The organism is Mesorhizobium sp. M7A.F.Ca.CA.002.04.1.1 (assembly GCF_004022805.1).
In the GTDB taxonomy this organism is placed as follows: domain Bacteria; phylum Pseudomonadota; class Alphaproteobacteria; order Rhizobiales; family Rhizobiaceae; genus Mesorhizobium; species Mesorhizobium ciceri.
This window is the reverse complement of record NZ_RZPL01000030.1, coordinates 1-16,823: the sequence shown is the minus strand read 5'-3', so window position 1 is coordinate 16,823 and position 16,823 is coordinate 1. Positions and strand designations below refer to the sequence as shown.

Below are 16,823 nucleotides of genomic sequence, written 5' to 3'. Positions count from 1 at the left end.
GTCCATCAGTTCCCTGGTGATCGGCGGCAGGACGGAAACGCAGTTCCTGGACAACATCGCGGCGGCAAGCCTGGTGCTTTCCGACGAGGAGCGCGCGCGCCTCGACGCGGTCAGCCGGCCGCCCTTGCTCTATCCCTACTGGCACCAGCAGCTGACGGCAAAGGACCGCTTTGGTGCCGCCGATCTGGTGATTGACCGAAGCGGCATCTGATCGGCAAATCGATGGCGATAGGTATCGCCGCCGCAATGATGGGCATGGCCCCATCATTGCGGCGCGCATCTTGCAAGCCTGGCCATCATCGACGCACTATCGCTTCAGCTGTTGTGTTTGACGGCTAATGCTCCTAGGCAGGACCAGAGCCGCGAGGCAGTGAAAAAGGAGCCGATATGGCGCGACCACCAAACTACGATCAGGAACGCAAGGAACGCGACCGCCAGAAGGCGGCCAAGAAGGCCGAGAAGCTGGCAGCCAAGGTTGCAGCGAGGGAACGTTCGAAGCCCGAAGACGAGACTGAAGCCGAAACCGAAACGGCAAAGTGACGGCAAAAGGCCCGCAGATGCGGGCCGTGCCTCAATCCGGATTGCCGCCTCGGATGTCGCCTTGTGTCAGGCCGGCGCCTTGTCGCTGACAAAGACGTCCACTTCGCGCGCCGCCGCAATGAAGGCGCGCCTGGCGTTCATCGCCGGCTTGTCGCCGGCGAGTGCGTCATGGCAGGCCTGCAGGGCCGCGCGATGCTTGGGGCTGCGCTTGCCGGGCCAGCTGTTGAGGAGGTAGTCGGAAGCCTCACGCGCCGTGCGCAAGAGCTGAGTGCTTCCCGCCGCGACTGACTTCACAGTCACAGGTGTTTCAAATCGGTTGTTTTCCATCGCCGCTCCTTACGCCATCGGCGTCTGCGAAGCGAGGGCGAAAGTGCGCACACGTCCAGACGCCGCTTTGCGCCCCTTCATCCACCTTAAGCAGCAACGACGGCAAAGCCTCTGGCGCGAAGACCGCGCCGATCGTTGGCGAGCGACGTCACCAGCCGGTCGCGGCTGCCGACAATGTGGACCGAGAGCAGGCGCGCGGCTTCATCGGCGTCGCCACGGCGTGCCGCCGCCAGTATGGCGCGATGTTCGGCCCAGGCGCGGCTGAGGGCCGCTTCGTCGCGAACCTCCAGCCAGCGCGCCCGTGACAGGCGTGTCATGGCATCACGGACCGCCCGGAACAGGAATTCATTGCCCGACAGACGCGCCAGTTCGATGTGAAAATCCATGCCGACGCGATGCCATTCCTCGCGCGGCGTGTCGTTGTCGCAGGATTCGAGCATCGCCTGGATGACATCGATGGCGCTCCGGTCCGCCAGGCCGCATGTCAGGCGAACTGCCGCAACCTCGACCGCCTCCCTGTAGACGGCGATCTGCTCGAGTTCAGCCAGATTGATCGGCGACACCGTCCAGCCGCGCCCGTCCCTGCCGACCAGCCCCTCGGTCTCGAGCCGCAGCAGTGCTGCCCTGACCGGGGTTCGCGATGCACCGAAACGGCTCTCGATCCAGCGCTCGGTCAGCTTTTCGCCGGGACCGATCTCGAGGCCCAGGATCATCTGCCGAAGCTGTTTTTCGACGCTGTGCATCTGCGACATTGTCGTTTCCACCTTTTGGCCGTTTGCGATCGTCTTGCCGATCACGTTCGACAGGCTGCATTGACAGCGGCCAAGCTTGCGTCCATGACGTGCACCATCTTGGTATCCCAAATTGGTATCCGCAGCAAGCATCGATAAAAGAGTTGCTGGGACAGGACACACGACATGCAGCAGAGCACGCCCCCGGCGAACGACAGCACCTACAACATCCACTGGCGGCGCAATCTGTTCGTGTGCTTCGCCGGTTCGTTTTCGACGCTTGTCGCCATGACGCTGCTTCTGCCGTTCCTGCCGCTCTATATCGAGCAGCTGGGTGCCGAGGGTCACGCGGCGATCGTGCAATGGTCGGGGATTGCCTATGGCGCGACGTTCTTCGCGGCGGCGCTGGTGGCGCCGCTCTGGGGACGTCTCGGCGACCGCTATGGCCGCAAGGTGATGCTGGTTCGCGCCAGCTTCGGCATGGCCATATGCATGTCGCTGACCGGCATGGTGCAGACGGTCTGGCAGCTGGTGCTGCTGCGGCTGCTCATCGGCTTTGCCGGCGGCTACTCCTCGGGATCGACCATCCTCGTCGCCATGCAGACCCCGAAGGAGCGTTCCGGCTGGGCGTTGGGCCTGCTGTCGGCCGGCATCACGGGCGGGGCTCTGGTCGGTCCGCTGGTTGGCGGCGCCCTGCCGCCGCTGATCGGCATCCGCGCCACCTTTCTCCTCTCCGGCGGCGTCATCTTCCTGGCATTCCTGGCGACCACGTTTCTGATCAAGGAGAATCCCCGGCCGAAAACAGCAGACGCCGCAGCGACGCAGAAGCGGAAAGGCGGCTGGTCACAAATCCCCGACAAACGGCCTGTTGTCGCCATGCTGGCGACCGGCATGCTGTTGAGCTTCGCCACCATGTCGATCGAGCCGATCATCACCGTCTATGTGCAGCAGCTCATCGAGGACCAGAGCCGCGTGACGCTGATATCAGGCGTCGTCATGTCGGCGGCGGCCCTTGGCGCCATCCTGTCGGCCTCGCGCCTGGGCAAGCTCGCCGACCGCGTCGGCCACTGGAACGTCATCATCGGCGCGCTTGCCGTCTCGGCGCTGCTGCTGATCCCGCAGGCCTTCGTCACGCAGAGCTGGCAACTCATCGGCCTGCGCTTCCTGATGGGTCTGGCGCTGGGCGGGCTGTTGCCCTGCATCACCAGCGTGATCCGCCACAATGTTCCCGATGGGGTCGGCGGCAATGTGCTCGGGCTGTCGATCTCCGCCCAATATGTCGGGCAAGTCGCCGGCCCCTTGCTCGGCGGCTTTGCCGGTGGTCATTTCGGCATGCGTTCGGTGTTTCTGGGCACATCCGTCTTGATGGCCGGCGGCGCGGTGTATAACTGGCTGGCACAGTCACGCCGCGAGCAGGACATGCTTGCCCACGCCGGCAAGCCCTGACGGGGTTGGGCGTCACAGGGCCCCAAACATGAGCACAGCCGAACGACCTTCCGACAACAGCAGCCGTATCCTCGTCCTGGCCGGGGGCTTCTGCGGTGCTGCCGGCGTGGCGCTGTCGGCCGCGGCAGCGCATCTCGGCGGCGCCTTCGTTGGCACCGCCGCATCGTTCCTGCTGATGCATGCGCCGGTCTTCCTTGCCGCCGGATTGCTTGGCGCGAACCGGATCCTGCGCATCGGCAGCCTAATCCTGCTGGTTGGGCTTCTGCTGTTCTGCGGCGATCTGCTGGCCCGCGATTTCATCGGGTCGCGGCTATTCCCGCTGTCGGCGCCGATCGGCGGCACGCTGCTCATTGCCGGCTGGCTGGCGATCGCTGCCTCGGCGCTGGTGCGCGTGCGGTCCTGAACGCCCGCCGGCACCAAACGTCGAGCGTGGCGGCTAATCCTGCCGGCGCTCGGGCTTGATAAGCAATTCGCGATTGCGCCGCCGCAGCTTGGCCAACCGATGCCGCTCCGGCCGTTCGGAAGCCGGCGCGATGCCCCAATAGTTGCGATAGATGTCTTCAAATAGATAGCTCACGGGATGCATGATGTGCGCTCCTTTCAGCGCCTGAATCGATCCAATCGAGAGGTGCGAAAAACCGACCCCGATCAGCTCCGCTTGCGCTCCACAAGGAACCGCAACTCGCGGACCCATAGACTGGTTTTGCCGCGGCGCTTCTGCGTCGCGGTGTTCGACGAGATGCTCCAGTCGTTGCGGTAAATGTCTTCGAACAGAAAATTGACGGGATGCATGACACAAGTCCCTACTTGATGTTGAATCGATCCAATTCTGCCAGCAGGCGTTTCCTTGGATCGATTCAAACATAGGCCCTATCGAAGCCACGATCAAGCCAAAATTTGAACCGATCCAACGAAAGTGTTAAATGGGAAGAATTCAGGAGACGAAGATGGCGCCACTTATCTCTGCAAAGACAAGACCGGTCCGGCTGGCGGACATTGCCAAGGCAGCCGGCGTGTCGCACGGCACCGCGTCCAACGTCTTCGCCCGTCCGGAGATCGTGCGCGAGGAGGTCCGTGAACGGGTCAAGGCGGCAGCCGAGGCCATGGGATATGGCGGACCGGATCCCAAGGGCCGGCTGCTGCGCGCCGGCAAGGTCAATGCCATCGGTGTCGCGACCGCGGAACCCCTCTCCTATTTCTTCGACGATCCCTTTGCCCGGGTGATGATGGCCAGCATCTCGCAGGCTTGTGACGCGACCGGTGCGGGGATTTCGCTGGTCTCCGCCGTCAATGGGGAGCAGCTCGCGTGGAACATCCAGAGTGCGCTGGTCGATGGCTTCATCGTCTTCTGTGTCGATGGCGGCTCAAAGCTGGTCCAACTGGCGCGCGAACGCAAGCTCCCCTTTGTGGCGCTCGATCTCGATTCGGACGACGACGATGCGGTCGCGGCGATCGGCGTCGACAACATCGCCGGTGCCGGCCTGGCGGCCCGCCACCTGACCGAACTCGGACATCGCCGCTTTGCCGTGCTTACCCTGCCCTGTGCCGACGCAGGCTTCGGCCCTACCACAAGGGAGCAGGTGGAAATGGCCCTCTATTCCGCTACGCGGGACCGCTTGCGTGGCTATTTCGCGGAACTCTCCCGCGTCGACATCGACGTCTCGCGTGTGCCGATCTACGAGACCGTCAATGACGAGAAGAGCGTGTGGGCCGGCCTCGACCATATTTTCGCCGGTGCCGAGGCGCCGACAGCCATCCTGGCGATGTCGGACAGGATGGCGCTCCATGCGCTGGACTGGCTGCGGCAGCACGACATTGCGGTACCGGGCGATGTTTCTGTCGTCGGCTTCGACGGTGTTCCGGAAGGGGCGGTTTCCAAGCCGCCGCTGACCACGATCGTCCAGCCGATCGCCGAGATGGGCCGCCTTGCCGTCAAGGCGATCCTTGAAAATGATGGTTCGTTCAGCCGGCAATCGCTGCCGGTCGAACTCGTGGTGCGGGCCTCATCCGGCCCCTCGCCCACCTGAGCTCAACGGCCCATTCTTGTCGCCATGCCCGGCATCGCGAAGGATGCAGCATGGACGGGCGGTGCGGCGCTGTGAGCCGGCCTGCTTTTGGCGGACCAGCCAAGGCCCGATAGCCATTCGAGATAGTAGGCGAGCGCGAACTGCATGACGATGCCGGCCGATATCAACAGGCTGTCATAGGCAAATCCGCCCGGATTGATCAGCTTCAGCACCTGCGCCGCCATTGCAAGCACCGTGCCGGCAATGAAAACCGGCAGCGATCGTTTGCCCAATATGGCAAGCGGATGATCGCGCCCGGTGCGAAACAGATTCGAGATCGCCGGGAATGCCACGATCAGGTAGCTCACTGCGAGTATATGCAGGAGCCTCGGCAGCGACAGGAACGTCTTGTCGAAACCGGTCAGCACCGGAGGCAGGCCAAACCAGGAGATATGCCCCCAGAGCGGGCTGTGCACCCAGACCAGGGCCACAACGGTGTAGGCCAAGGCCGCCCCAACCAGCCAGCGATTGACCGGGATGGTGCCGCCGCGACGCACATGCAGCGTGCCCGCCAGGCCGATGTTGAAAAGGAACTGCCACGACAGCGGGTTGAGAAACCAGAAGCCGGGCTCGGGGTAGTTGGGCGGAGCAATCTGATAAATCCCCGCGACCAGCCACAGGGCGCCGGATGCCACCAGTGCCAGGACCGGCCGATAGCTGACAATGAGCAGGAACAGCGGCGCCAGCAAGAGCAGCACCGCATAGACGGGCAGGATGTTGTTGTACCCAAGTTGGTGGCCGAGCGTCACGATGCCGATCAGCACCTGCGGCGTATTCTTGATCAACGGCTCGATGTTGATCATCGTCAAAAGCTCCGGCCGCCTGGCAAACACTGCCGCAGCGCAGAAAATGGCCATCACCACCATGGTGGTGACGATGTGGGTGGCATAAAGCACACCGGCGCGGCGCAACATCTTCAAAGTTGCCAGCAGCCGGTTTCCAGGCTGGAATTTCTTGCCGTAGGCGAGCGCGACCGAGATTCCCGAGATCAGCACGAAGACCTCCGCCGCATCCGAAAAGCCGAAATTCTTGTATGTCAGATACTCGAAGGCGGTACCCGGCACATGGTCGACATAGATGGTCAACAAGGCGAGAGCACGGATCACATCGATGCGCGTGTCGCGCTCAGTGCGGTCCGGGACACGCGCCTCGCGGTCCGGGACACGCGCCTCGCGGTCTGGGACACGCGCATCGCGGTCCGGGGAAATCTGGGTGGTCATCGACAAAAAGGCCTCAAAGCTGGTTGTTCATACCGGCAATGCGACCCCCGGCGCACCGCTTCGATTCCTCCCGAAGGATGTTATCGGCGGAGAAACGGACTGTAATGCGCCCGGTTCAATCAACTTTCGCGGGGCTTGAAAATATTGCGTTTTGAAGCCGGCAAATTGAGCGAAAAGTCATATAATCAAGAGGATGGTCGATGATCGACGAGACCTCACAAGATGGTGCGTTGCGGCGTGATCTCGCCTTCCACTACCGGCTTTACGGCGCGGCGGATTCAACGGGCGACTGCTTCTTCCTGCTGCATGGGTCGGGTGTCGACGAGACGACATTGGTGCCGCTGGCGCGAGAGATCGCACCGCGTGCCACGCTCGTCGCGGTGCGTGGCCGCGTTGTCCAGGAGGATGGTTTCCGCTGGTTCGCGCGGATCACGCCGACGCGCTTCGAACAGGCGAGCATCCGCACCGAAACCGAGGCCTTTGCGGGCTTCGTCGCTGACGCGGCCACACGCCATCATCTCGACCTCTCGCGCACAATTTTCCTCGGCTATTCGAACGGCGCCAATCTGGTTTCGAGCCTGATGCTGCTGCATCCGGGCCTTGTCGAACGCGCCGCGCTGCTGCGACCGATGCCGGTGCTCGATGATGTGCCGGCGACGGAGCTGTCAAAGGTGCGGGTGCTGATGATCGCCGGCGCCGCCGACCTCACCTATGCGCCTTTCGCCCCTGCTCTGGTGACATTGCTCAGTCGGCATGGCGCCGAGATCGACGCCAGGATTGTCTCATCAGGTCATGAATTCGGCAGCGCCGACGCGGCAATCGTCAGGCAATGGCTGGCGGGACCGGCGGCGGTGGCGCAGGCAGGCTGACAGGCTCGCCGCCACGACCAGCCGGCCTACCCTCTTCCCATCCGGTTCCAGGCATCCAGCCCAGCGATCTTGTAGGCTTCGGCGAGCGTTGGATAGTTGAAGGTGTTGTTGACGAAGAAGTCGACGGTGCCGCCGAGATTGATCACCGCCTGGCCGATGTGGATGAGCTCGGTGGCGCCCTCGCCGATGATGTGCGCGCCGAGCAGACGGCGCGTTTCGATCGAAAACAGCAGCTTCAGGAAGCCGGTGTTGACACCCATGATGTGGCCGCGCGAGGTCTCGCGAAAACGCGCCACGCCGACCTCGTAGGCCGCACCGCTCTCACGCACCTGTTCTTCGGACTGGCCGACCGTCGAGATTTCCGGCACCGCATAGATGCCATAGGGGAAAGTTTCCGGCGGCGGCGGCAAGGGCACTCCAAAGGCATGGCAGGCGGCCACCCTGCCCTGCTCCATCGAAGTCGAGGCCAGGCTCGGAAAGCCGATGACGTCGCCGGCGGCATAGATGTTGGGCACGCTGGTCTGGAAGGATTGCGGATCGACCTTGATGCGCCCTCTGGAGTCGGCGTCGATGCCGACGACATCCAGGCCCAGGCTGCCGACATTGCCGGTGCGGCCGGCGGCGTAGAGCACAACCTCGGAACGGATGGTGCGGCCATCGGCCAGTTCCACTTCGGCGGCGTCCGGCTTGGAGCGGATCTCCTTCACCGCGCTGCCCAGCCGGATGGTCATGCCGCGATCGCGCATCTGGTGGATGAAATCGTCGACGATCTCGCGGTCGACGAAATCGAGGATGGAGTTGCGCGGCTCGACCAAGGTTACCGGCACGTCGAGCGCGGAAAAGATCGTCGCATATTCGACGCCGATGACGCCGGCGCCGATCACGGTCAGCGTGCGCGGCAAGCGATCAAGCTCCAGCATCTCGTCGCTGTCGAAGACGCGGGTCTTGTCGAAAGGCACGTCGCGCGGGCGGTGCGGCCTGGTGCCGACCGCTATCAGCGCATTGGTAAAACCGACCTCGCTGTAATCGCCAGTGTCTGATGTCAGGCTGACCTTGTTGGGGCCAAGGAATTTCACCGCGGCGCGAGCGCTCTTGACCGTGTTGCGCATGAACTGGTGCTGCAGCACCTCGACCTCATGGTCGAGCGTCTTGTGCAGGCGCTCGACCAGATCGCCGACCGAGATATCCTGCTTGACCCGGTAGCCGCGCCCGTAGAAGCCGCGCTCGCGCCAGCCCGAAAGATTGAGCACCGTTTCGCGCAGCGTTTTCGATGGGATGGTCCCGGTATGCACCGAGACACCGCCCAGACGCCGGCCGCGGTCGACCACCAGCACGGACTTGCCGAGCTTGGCCGACTGCACCGCGGCACGGCGGCCGGAAGGGCCGCTGCCGATGACCAGCATGTCGTAGTCCATATTGCCCCGTCCCCTGTGCGCTCTGCTGCGCCGCAACAAGCTAATGCTATCCGCGCCGCAAATTCAACCAGTTCACATCGGGCCCGACGCCATCGAAGCTGGAGCACCGCTGGAAGCGCGATCTTGATTCCGCCACAGGCCTTCACCATTTCATGGCTGAGCGGTCCGCACCCTATGCCGTGGCCCTGTTACGAGGAAATGACATGAACGCGCGCGTTCTCGACGGCGAAATCATCACCAGCAGGCTCGACGATGTCAGGGCCTATGACGGCGTGCGCACGAAGCGCATCTTCGCCTTCATGATCGACTATGTCATCGTCGCGCTGCTCACCATCCCGTTTGCCATTCTGGTGTTCTTCCTCGGGCTCTTGACCCTCGGGCTTGGCTGGATGCTGTTCGGCATCCTGTTGCCGACTGTGGCCATCCTCTACATCTGGAACACGCTGGGCAGCACCGATCAGGCCACCACGGGCATGAAGATGATGGGCATCCGGCTCGACCGGCTCGACGGCAGGCCGATCGACGGCCTCACTGCGGTTGTCCATTCGGTGCTGTTCTGGGCCGGCAATGTCATCCTGTCGCCGCTTGTCCTGCTGGTAACGCTGTTTTCCGACCGCAAACGCACCTTGCACGATCTTTTACTTGGCACGGTCGTCAGCCGCACCGACCGCTGAAACGGCCCTCTGAAGAGCAGTCGCTACCGATTGAGCACAAATGTGAAGGCGTCGAGTCGACCGCGCCCACATAATCCTGTTGAATTTTTCGCCATCCGCGCCAAAGGTAGAGCGATTCGAAGGAGTGTTTCCAAGGCTCGATGACGCAGCATCCGACCCAGTCGCCGCAGTTCTTCCTGACCGCGCCGTCGCCGTGCCCCTATCTCGACGGCCAGTTCGAGCGCAAGGTGTTCACGCACCTGGTTGGCGACAAGGCGGCGGAGATGAACGACCTGTTGACGCAAGGCGGCTTCCGGCGCTCGCAGAACATCGCCTACAGGCCGGCCTGCGAGACCTGCCGCGCCTGCGTTTCGGTACGCATCCTCGCCCAGGAATTCGTCGCCAGCCGCAACATGAAGCGCGTGCTGCAGCACAATTCCGATCTCGTCGGCTACATGCACAATGCCGAGCCCTCGACCGAACAATATTCCCTGTTCCGCAGCTATCTCGACGCCCGCCACCGCCGTGGCGGCATGTCCGACATGACGGTGCTCGACTATGCGATGATGGTCGAGGACACCCATGTCGACACCAAGGTGATCGAATATCGGCGGCGCGGACCTGACACCTTCATCACCGGCAAGGGACAGGGCGAGCTGATCGCGGTGGCGCTCACCGACAAGATGGCCGACGGCCTGTCGATGGTCTACTCCTACTTCAATCCCGATTTCGAGGAGCGGTCGCTCGGCACGTTCATGATCCTCGACCACATCGCCCGCGCCAGGGCGATGGGCCTGCCCCATGTCTATCTCGGCTACTGGGTCAACGGCTCGCGCAAGATGAATTATAAGATGCGCTTCATGCCGCAGGAGCATCTCGGCCCCAAGGGCTGGGAGCGCTACACCAACGAAGCGGTTTCACGCTGAGCTTTTCCAAGGTCCGCCTTTAAACTGTTTCAAGGCAGGGGATGCTGGTCTTTCAGCCGGTTGGCTGGAGAGAGTGCGCCATTGCACCGGCCGGCCGCCAGCCTGCATTTCATTGCGAAAGTTCCTGCATGTCCTCTCATCACGATCACCAGAAAGGTCTTTTGATAACCGCCATCGGCGGGCTCACGCTGACTGTCGACATACCGTTGATCCGCCTCGCCGACGGTGGCGCATGGACGATCATGCTGCTGCGCCCCGGCACAACTTTCGTCGCGGCCATGGTCATCTGGTCGGTCTGGCGGGCACTCAGCCGAAACGCCCCGCCGCTGATCCCCGGCTGGTCCGGCCTGATCGTGGCGATATGCTACGGGCTGACCGGGATCACCTTCGTCACCGCCGTCTACCACACCTCGACCGCCGACCTGGTGTTCATCCTGGCCTTCAACACCGTCTTTGCGGGGTTGCTGTCCTGGATATTCCTGCGCGAGAGGCCGCGGCTGGTGACCATCGCGGCGATGGCGATCATGATCCTCGGCGTGCTGGTCATCGTCGGCGGCTCGGTCGGCACCGGCAAGCTGTTCGGCGATTTCATGGCGCTGTGCTCGGCCTTCTTCATCGCGGTGGCCATCACCATCTCGCGCGCCAGCGGCAAGGACATGGGATTCACCTCGCTCGTCGGCGTCCTTCTGCCGCTCGCGCTGGCGGTCTTCATGGTGTCAGGCGAAGGCTTTCATGTGAACGCGCCATGGTGGATCGTCTTCAACGGCGCCATCATCATGCCGATCTCGTTCTTCTGCCTTGCCGCCGGGCCGAAATACATTTCAGGACCGGAAGTGGCGATGTTCTACCTGCTCGAAACGGTGCTGGCGCCGGTCTGGGTGTGGATGATCTTTGCCGAGGCACCGACCCGCAACAGCCTGATCGGCGGCGGGATCCTGATCGTCACGCTCGTCGCACACTCGCTCTGGCAGCTGCATGAAGGGCGTAAGCGCCGGGTCGACTTCGCGGTGCATCACCCGGTCTAGCGACAATTCGGCTTACGGCGCAAAGCCGGTCGTTATCAGGCGCTGGCTTTCTTCGCCGCATTGGATTCCGGCAGGACCTCGATCTGCGGACCGGACTCGATTTCGGCCGCCGAATCGGCGGCCGTCTCGTCGGCCAGCTCCACTTCGCGCAGCCATTCGCGCCAGATGGCCACGAGCAGCGCCATAAGCACCGGGCCGATGAACAGGCCGAGGAAACCCATAGTCTTGACGCCGCCGATCAGGCCGAAAAAGGTCGGCAGGAAGGGCAGTTTTATCGGCCCGCCGACGAGCTTCGGACGCAGTGTCTTGTCGACGATGAACAGCTCGACCGCACCCCAGAGGAACAGTGCCAGCCCGGCCATCGGCGAGCCGCTGGCGGCGAGGTAGATCGAGACCAGCGTGAAGGACAGCGGTGCGCCGCCGGGGATCAGCGCCATGACGCCGGTCAGGGCGCCAAGCGTGACCGGCGACGGCACGCCGGCCAGCCAGTAGGCGATGCCCAGCACCAGCCCTTCGCCGATGGCGATAACGGTCATGCCGGTCACGGTCGAGGAGATCGTCGCCGGCACGACGCGCGAAATCCGCTCCCATCTGGTCGGCAGGATGCGCTCGCCGAGACGGTCGACCTGGCCCGCAAAGTGCTCGCCGTCGCGATAGGCGAAGAACAGCGCGATCATCATGAACAGCAGCGTCAACAGCAGGCCGAAAGCACTGCCGCCTGCGGCCAGCACGCCGCGATAGATGCTGCCGATATTAGCGCCGCTGACCAGCTGGATCAGCTCACCAATGCCGCCGGGATGGCCGAAATTGGTGGTCCACTGTTCGTTCAGCCACTCGCCCACGACAGGCATGGTGGCGATCCAGTGTGGCGTCACCGCGCCGTGGCGGTTGGTCTCGATCGCCCAGGCGACCCATTCGCGGACCTCGTTGATCGCATAGGTGCCGGCGAGCGCGATCGGGATCACCAGGAAGGCGAGGATGAACAGGATGGCGAAGGTCGCGGCGATGGTGCGGTTGCCGCCGACCGCGACAAGCAGGCGGCGGTAGAGCGGCCAGCTGGCGAAAGCGATGACGAGCGCCGCCAGCACCGGAAACAGGAAGCCGTGGAAGAAATAGACGCCGGCGGCAACGATCAGCACCAGCAGCCAGCGTGCCGCCGACAGCGGCGGGATGACGGCTGCCCTGAGCGGCGTCGACAGGCCGAAGAGGCGCTGCTGCCGTTCCGGTTTCTGGATTCTTGCTTCCTTCAAACGCCTGGCTCTCCCAAACACCCCTCCTGTCTATGCACTGATATAGTGCAGCAATCGTGACGATAGTCCAAATGAGATGGTGAAGCTGCCAATCTCCCCCCTCGTGGGGGAGGCCCGGCAGGACAGAGGGGGGTGTGAAGGATCGCGGCCTTGGATTTGGACCGTGAGCCGCAAACCAATCGAGTATCTGTGAACTCGACCGTCGGCGGGACAGCGCCCCCCTCTCCCTGCCGGGCATCTCCCCCACGAGGGGGGATCGGCAGCTTCACTCGCTACCCAAATTTCCCCGTCCTCGGGAATCCCTTCGGCACCATGCGTCCGGCCGAGGCACGGGCGCCGATCCATTCAGCCAGTTCCTCGCGCGACCTTGTGAAGGTGCGGTCGGCTGAATCCTGCCAGGAGAGGCCGCTCTCCAGCGTGAACGGCTTGAGATCGAGAAGGCCGCCATCCTTGTATTTCTGCAGGCGCACGCCCTTGCCGCGGCCCATCTCCGGAATCTCTGCGAGCGCGAACACCAGCATTTTGCGATTCTCGCCGACGATGGCGAGATGGTCGCCGGTGACCGGGATGCAGCGCTTGGCTTCGTCCGGCGCCTTGACGTTCATCACCTGCTTGCCCTTGCGGGTGTTGGCAACGACTTCCTCCTCCGGCACGATAAAACCGTTGGCGTCGTGCGAGGCCAGCAGCAGCTTGCGCTTCGGATCGTGAACGAAGGCGGTGACGATGTCCTGGTCATTGTCCATATCGACGATGATGCGGATCGGCTCGCCATGGCCGCGCCCGCCAGGCAGCCGGTCGGCGCCGATGGTGTAGAACTTGCCCCCGGTGGCGAAGACCAGCACCTTGTCAGTGGTCTGCGCATGGAAGGCGAGCTTGAGGCTGTCGCCCTCTTTGAAGGTCAGCGTCGAGAGATCGGCCAGATGCCCCTTCATCGCCCGCAGCCAGCCCTTTTCCGAGACGACGACGGTGACCGGCTCGCGCTCGATCATGGCATGGGCGATGTCGGTCAGATCATGCTCGGGCGCGTCGGCGAACTGGGTGCGGCGCTTGCCGAGCTCGGTCTCCGGACCGAACTTGTCGCGGATGTTGGTGACTTCCCACTTGATCGTCGCCCACTGCTTCTCGTTTGAAGCAAGCAGTGCCTCGATCTGCTTTTTCTCCGCGCTCAGGCCGTCGAATTCCTTGCGGATCTCGAATTCTTCAAGCTTGCGCAGAGCGCGCAGCCGCATGTTGAGGATGGCTTCGGCCTGGGTGTCGGTGAGCGACCAGCGGGCCATCATGACCTGCTTTGGCTCATCCTCCTCGCGGATGATCCTGATCACCTCGTCGATGTTGAGGTAGGCGATCAGGTAGCCGGCAAGTATCTCCAACCGTCTTTCGATTTCGCCGAGGCGATGTTTCGAGCGGCGGACCAAAACCTCGCGGCGGTGCTCGAGCCACTCCTGCAGCACGCCCTTCAGCGACAGCACGTTGGGCACCTTGCCGCGCGACAGCACATTCATGTTGAGCGGGAAGCGGCTTTCGAGCTCGGTCAGCTTGAACAGCGATTCCATCAGGATGCCGGGGTCGACCGAACGGCTCTTCGGCACCAGCACGACGCGGACGTCCTCGGCGCTTTCGTCCCTGATGTCCTCGAGCAGCGGCAGCTTGCGCGCCATCAGCAGCTCGGCGATCTTCTCGATCAGCCGCGCCTTCTGCACGCCGTACGGGATTTCGGTGACAACGATGCTCCAGGTGCCCCTGCCCTGGTCCTCCTGGAACCACTTCGAGCGCACGCGAAAGCCACCGCGACCGGTTTCGTAGGCTTCGAGGATCGAGGCGCGGCTGTCGACGATGATGCCGCCGGTCGGGAAATCCGGCCCCTGGACAAAGTCCATCAGCTTCGCCACCGGCGCGTCCCGGTTTTCGATCAGGTGAAGTGCGGCATCGCAAAGCTCGGCGGCGTTGTGGGGCGGGATCGATGTCGCCATGCCCACCGCGATGCCGGACGAGCCGTTGGCCAAAAGGTTGGGAAAGGCGCCGGGCAAAACCACCGGCTCCTCGTCTTCTTCATTGTAGGTCGGCCGATAATCGACGGCATCCTCGGTGATGCCGGACAAAAGTTCGGTCGCCACATCGGTCATGCGCGCTTCGGTGTAGCGCATGGCGGCGGCGTTATCACCGTCGATGTTACCGAAATTGCCCTGCCCGTCGACCAGGGGATAACGCATCGAGAAATCCTGCGCCAACCGCACCAGCGCGTCATAGATCGACTGGTCGCCATGCGGGTGGAACTTGCCCATCACCTCGCCGACGATGCGGGCGCATTTGGCAAAGCCCTGATCGGGGTTGAGCCGCAGCAGGCGCATGGCGTGCATGATGCGGCGATGGACCGGCTTCAGTCCGTCGCGCACATCGGGCAGCGCCCGGTGCATGATGGTCGACAGCGCATAGGCCAGATAGCGCTCTTCCAGCGCCTTCTTCAGATCGACCGGCTCGATGTGATCGCCACCGCCATTTTCAGGCGGCAAAAGCCTTTTTCCCATGGGCTCGGACTAGCCGAGCGGGTGATTCGCGGCAAGAGCCCGACGGAGATACCGGCCTTTCTGCAACATGAAACCATACCCCAGCGGATGTCGGCCAACATCAGCCTGTTACATGCGGGCTCTATCGCCAAGCGCGACGATATCCGGCTATCGGCTCTTCATGACAAATTCACCGGTTTGCGCAAAGACGGTGGGATCGGGTTTGCCTTTCACCGCGATTTTTGACCAATGTGCCGGGACACGCCTTTTTCCGGTCCAGTTCGTCACGGAATGGTGATGGCGCAAATAATTGAAAAAACAATTTCAGGACACTCTCAGGGACCTTGCGATGACAATCAAACGCTCAATTCTCAAGAAACTGGCTTTTTCGACCTTCTTGCTCACGCTGCCGCTGAATGCGGCCCTCGCACAGGATACGGCAGTGGCCGACCGGCTGAAGGCAGCGCTTGTCGCACAAGGTGTCGACATCACCTGGACCGGGGTGACCGGCGACAACACCAGCATGGTGCTGCAGGGCGTTGCCATCAAACCGGCGGCGGAGAAGGAAGCGCTTCCCATCGGCGACGTCAAACTCGAAGGCGTGACCGAGGCAAATGGCGGCTATGACATCGCCACCGTATCAACGGCTGCCTTCACACACAGCAAGGACGGCGTCACCCTCGACCTCAGCCCCTTCGTCATCCACGACATGACAGTTCCGGCCGACGGTTCCACCGGCCCGCTGGGCTCGCTGATGATGTACAAGTCCGCCGAACTCTCGAACATGACCGTCAAGGTCGCCGACAAGACCGCCTTCTCGATGGACGGGCTTGCCATCGAGATCACGCCGCCGGCGGACGGCAAGGCGATGGAATTCACCGCCACCACGGAAAAATTCAATGCCGACCTGACGCTGGTGGACGATCCCAAGTCCAAGGAAGTCATCAACGCGCTCGGCTACCAGAACATCGCGGGCAATCTCGAAATGGCCGGCACCTGGCAGCCCACGGACGGCAAGATGGAACTGTCGAAATACGACATCTCGGTCGAGAATGCCGGCACGCTCGGCATGACCTTCAATCTCGGCGGCTACACGCTGGACTTCATCAAGTCGCTGCAGGAAATGCAGAAGAAGATGGCGGCACAGCCGGAAGGCGCCGACAATTCGGCGCAAGGCATGGCCATGCTCGGCCTGTTGCAGCAGCTTTCGTTCAACAGCGCCTCGATCCGCTTCGACGACGATTCGCTGACCAACAAGGTTCTGGACTATGTCGGCAAGCAGCAAGGCATGTCCGGCAAGGACATCGCCAACCAGGCCAAGGCGATCGTGCCGTTCGGCATGGCGCAGCTCAACAATCCGGAACTGACTGCGCAGGTTACGGCCGCGGTCAGCAAATTCCTCGACGATCCGAAGAGCCTCGAAATCTCGGCCGAGCCGCCGGCATCCGTGCCGTTCGCGCTGATCATGGCGGGTGCCATGTCCAACCCGCTCGATCTGCCCAAGACGCTCGGTGTCACCGTCAAGGCCAACGAAGACTGATCGAAGCGATCTCGCTATGCGAAAAGCCCGGCAGCGATGCCGGGCTTTTTCTTGGGATTAGCGAATCGAAAGAATCGGTTCGGGCGGTTCTTTAAAGCATCGCCCAAAGCGCGCGATCAGGCGTCCTTCTTGGGCACGGCAACGCGCAGCGCCAGGTCGCGAAGCTGCTGCGGGCTCGCTTCCGAGGGTGCATTCATCAACAGATCATAGGCCTGCTGGTTCATCGGGAACATGGTGATCTCACGCAGGTTCTTGGCGCCGAGCAGCAGCATGACGACGCGGTCGACGCCGGCGGCCATGCCGCCATGCGG

18 protein-coding genes and 1 pseudogene are annotated in these 16,823 nt (G+C 62.9%); 11 read left to right on the top strand and 8 right to left on the bottom strand.

Features of this window, described 5'->3' with window-relative positions; genetic code table 11:
• Positions 1-211, top strand: a pseudogene (locus ENZ75_RS03185) (aldo/keto reductase); the annotation flags it as partial.
• 176 nt (positions 212-387) lie between these two features.
• Positions 388-540, top strand: a complete 153-nt coding sequence (locus ENZ75_RS03180) for a hypothetical protein (RefSeq protein ID WP_013532262.1) — start codon at positions 388-390, stop codon at positions 538-540.
• Positions 541-606: 66 nt separating this feature from the next.
• Here ENZ75_RS03180 and ENZ75_RS03175 read toward each other — a convergent pair whose 3' ends face one another.
• Together ENZ75_RS03175 and ENZ75_RS03170 are read right to left on the bottom strand one after the other, a co-directional pair.
• On the bottom strand, positions 607-801 hold the full coding sequence (locus ENZ75_RS03175) for a DUF982 domain-containing protein (RefSeq protein WP_244497772.1): 195 nt from the start codon (positions 799-801) through the stop codon (positions 607-609).
• Between the two features lie 152 nt (positions 802-953).
• Entirely contained in the window at positions 954-1,619 is a 666-nt protein-coding gene (locus tag ENZ75_RS03170) for a GntR family transcriptional regulator (protein ID WP_063170207.1), read from the bottom strand.
• A 165-nt stretch (positions 1,620-1,784) separates the two neighbouring features.
• Between ENZ75_RS03170 and ENZ75_RS03165 the strand changes: the two genes are divergently transcribed.
• Entirely contained in the window at positions 1,785-3,044 is a 1,260-nt protein-coding gene (locus tag ENZ75_RS03165) for a multidrug efflux MFS transporter (RefSeq protein ID WP_063167761.1), read from the top strand.
• Positions 3,045-3,072: 28 nt separating this feature from the next.
• Positions 3,073-3,447 (top strand): DUF423 domain-containing protein, encoded by a 375-nt coding sequence (locus ENZ75_RS03160; RefSeq protein ID WP_024504690.1) that lies wholly within the window; start codon positions 3,073-3,075, stop codon positions 3,445-3,447.
• A 33-nt stretch (positions 3,448-3,480) separates the two neighbouring features.
• On the opposite strand, the gene ENZ75_RS34235 is transcribed toward ENZ75_RS03160, so the two are convergent.
• On the bottom strand, positions 3,481-3,909 hold the full coding sequence (locus ENZ75_RS34235; protein ID WP_164746092.1) for a hypothetical protein: 429 nt from the start codon (positions 3,907-3,909) through the stop codon (positions 3,481-3,483).
• An 82-nt stretch (positions 3,910-3,991) separates the two neighbouring features.
• Between ENZ75_RS34235 and ENZ75_RS03145 the strand changes: the two genes are divergently transcribed.
• Positions 3,992-5,071: a substrate-binding domain-containing protein gene (locus tag ENZ75_RS03145; protein WP_063167760.1), complete on the top strand. Its 1,080-nt coding sequence runs from the start codon at positions 3,992-3,994 to the stop codon at positions 5,069-5,071.
• Between the two features lie 2 nt (positions 5,072-5,073).
• On the opposite strand, the gene ENZ75_RS03140 is transcribed toward ENZ75_RS03145, so the two are convergent.
• Entirely contained in the window at positions 5,074-6,330 is a 1,257-nt protein-coding gene (locus ENZ75_RS03140; protein WP_082826437.1) for an OpgC family protein, read from the bottom strand.
• A gap of 200 nt (positions 6,331-6,530) precedes the next feature.
• On the opposite strand from ENZ75_RS03140, the gene ENZ75_RS03135 reads away from it, so the two are divergent.
• Positions 6,531-7,199, top strand: a complete 669-nt coding sequence (locus ENZ75_RS03135; RefSeq protein WP_063167759.1) for an alpha/beta hydrolase — start codon at positions 6,531-6,533, stop codon at positions 7,197-7,199.
• A 26-nt stretch (positions 7,200-7,225) separates the two neighbouring features.
• Here the strand turns inward: ENZ75_RS03135 and sthA are convergent, their stop codons facing one another.
• Complete coding sequence (sthA, locus tag ENZ75_RS03130; protein ID WP_063167758.1) at positions 7,226-8,614, bottom strand: Si-specific NAD(P)(+) transhydrogenase; 1,389 nt, start codon at positions 8,612-8,614, stop codon at positions 7,226-7,228.
• A 203-nt stretch (positions 8,615-8,817) separates the two neighbouring features.
• Here sthA and ENZ75_RS03125 point away from each other — a divergent pair, with 203 nt between their 5' ends.
• The 3 genes from ENZ75_RS03125 to ENZ75_RS03115 all read left to right on the top strand — a co-directional run bounded on the left by ENZ75_RS03125 (position 8,818) and on the right by ENZ75_RS03115 (position 11,218).
• Positions 8,818-9,288: an RDD family protein gene (locus ENZ75_RS03125; protein ID WP_063167757.1), complete on the top strand. Its 471-nt coding sequence runs from the start codon at positions 8,818-8,820 to the stop codon at positions 9,286-9,288.
• 140 nt (positions 9,289-9,428) lie between these two features.
• Positions 9,429-10,193: an arginyltransferase gene (locus ENZ75_RS03120; protein WP_013532274.1), complete on the top strand. Its 765-nt coding sequence runs from the start codon at positions 9,429-9,431 to the stop codon at positions 10,191-10,193.
• Between the two features lie 128 nt (positions 10,194-10,321).
• A complete protein-coding gene (locus ENZ75_RS03115) occupies positions 10,322-11,218 on the top strand; it encodes a DMT family transporter (RefSeq protein WP_128277883.1) in 897 nt (298 codons plus the stop codon).
• Positions 11,219-11,253: 35 nt separating this feature from the next.
• Here the strand turns inward: ENZ75_RS03115 and ENZ75_RS03110 are convergent, their stop codons facing one another.
• Both ENZ75_RS03110 and parC read right to left on the bottom strand, forming a co-directional pair.
• Entirely contained in the window at positions 11,254-12,468 is a 1,215-nt protein-coding gene (locus ENZ75_RS03110) for an AI-2E family transporter (protein ID WP_063167755.1), read from the bottom strand.
• Between the two features lie 272 nt (positions 12,469-12,740).
• Positions 12,741-14,993, bottom strand: a complete 2,253-nt coding sequence (gene parC / locus ENZ75_RS03105) for a DNA topoisomerase IV subunit A (RefSeq protein WP_063167754.1) — start codon at positions 14,991-14,993, stop codon at positions 12,741-12,743.
• On the opposite strand from parC, the gene ENZ75_RS03100 reads away from it, so the two are divergent.
• The gene (locus ENZ75_RS03100) at positions 14,949-15,218 is read left to right on the top strand and encodes a hypothetical protein (RefSeq protein ID WP_127423385.1); all 270 of its coding nucleotides are present in this window, start codon (positions 14,949-14,951) and stop codon (positions 15,216-15,218) included. The genes parC and ENZ75_RS03100 overlap by 45 nt on opposite strands.
• A 103-nt stretch (positions 15,219-15,321) precedes the next feature.
• The gene (locus ENZ75_RS03095) at positions 15,322-16,512 is read left to right on the top strand and encodes a hypothetical protein (RefSeq protein ID WP_063167753.1); all 1,191 of its coding nucleotides are present in this window, start codon (positions 15,322-15,324) and stop codon (positions 16,510-16,512) included.
• 116 nt (positions 16,513-16,628) lie between these two features.
• On the opposite strand, the gene ENZ75_RS03090 is transcribed toward ENZ75_RS03095, so the two are convergent.
• The coding region (locus tag ENZ75_RS03090; RefSeq protein WP_348630596.1) for an amino acid--tRNA ligase-related protein at positions 16,629-16,823 on the bottom strand (195 nt) is incomplete at its 5' end.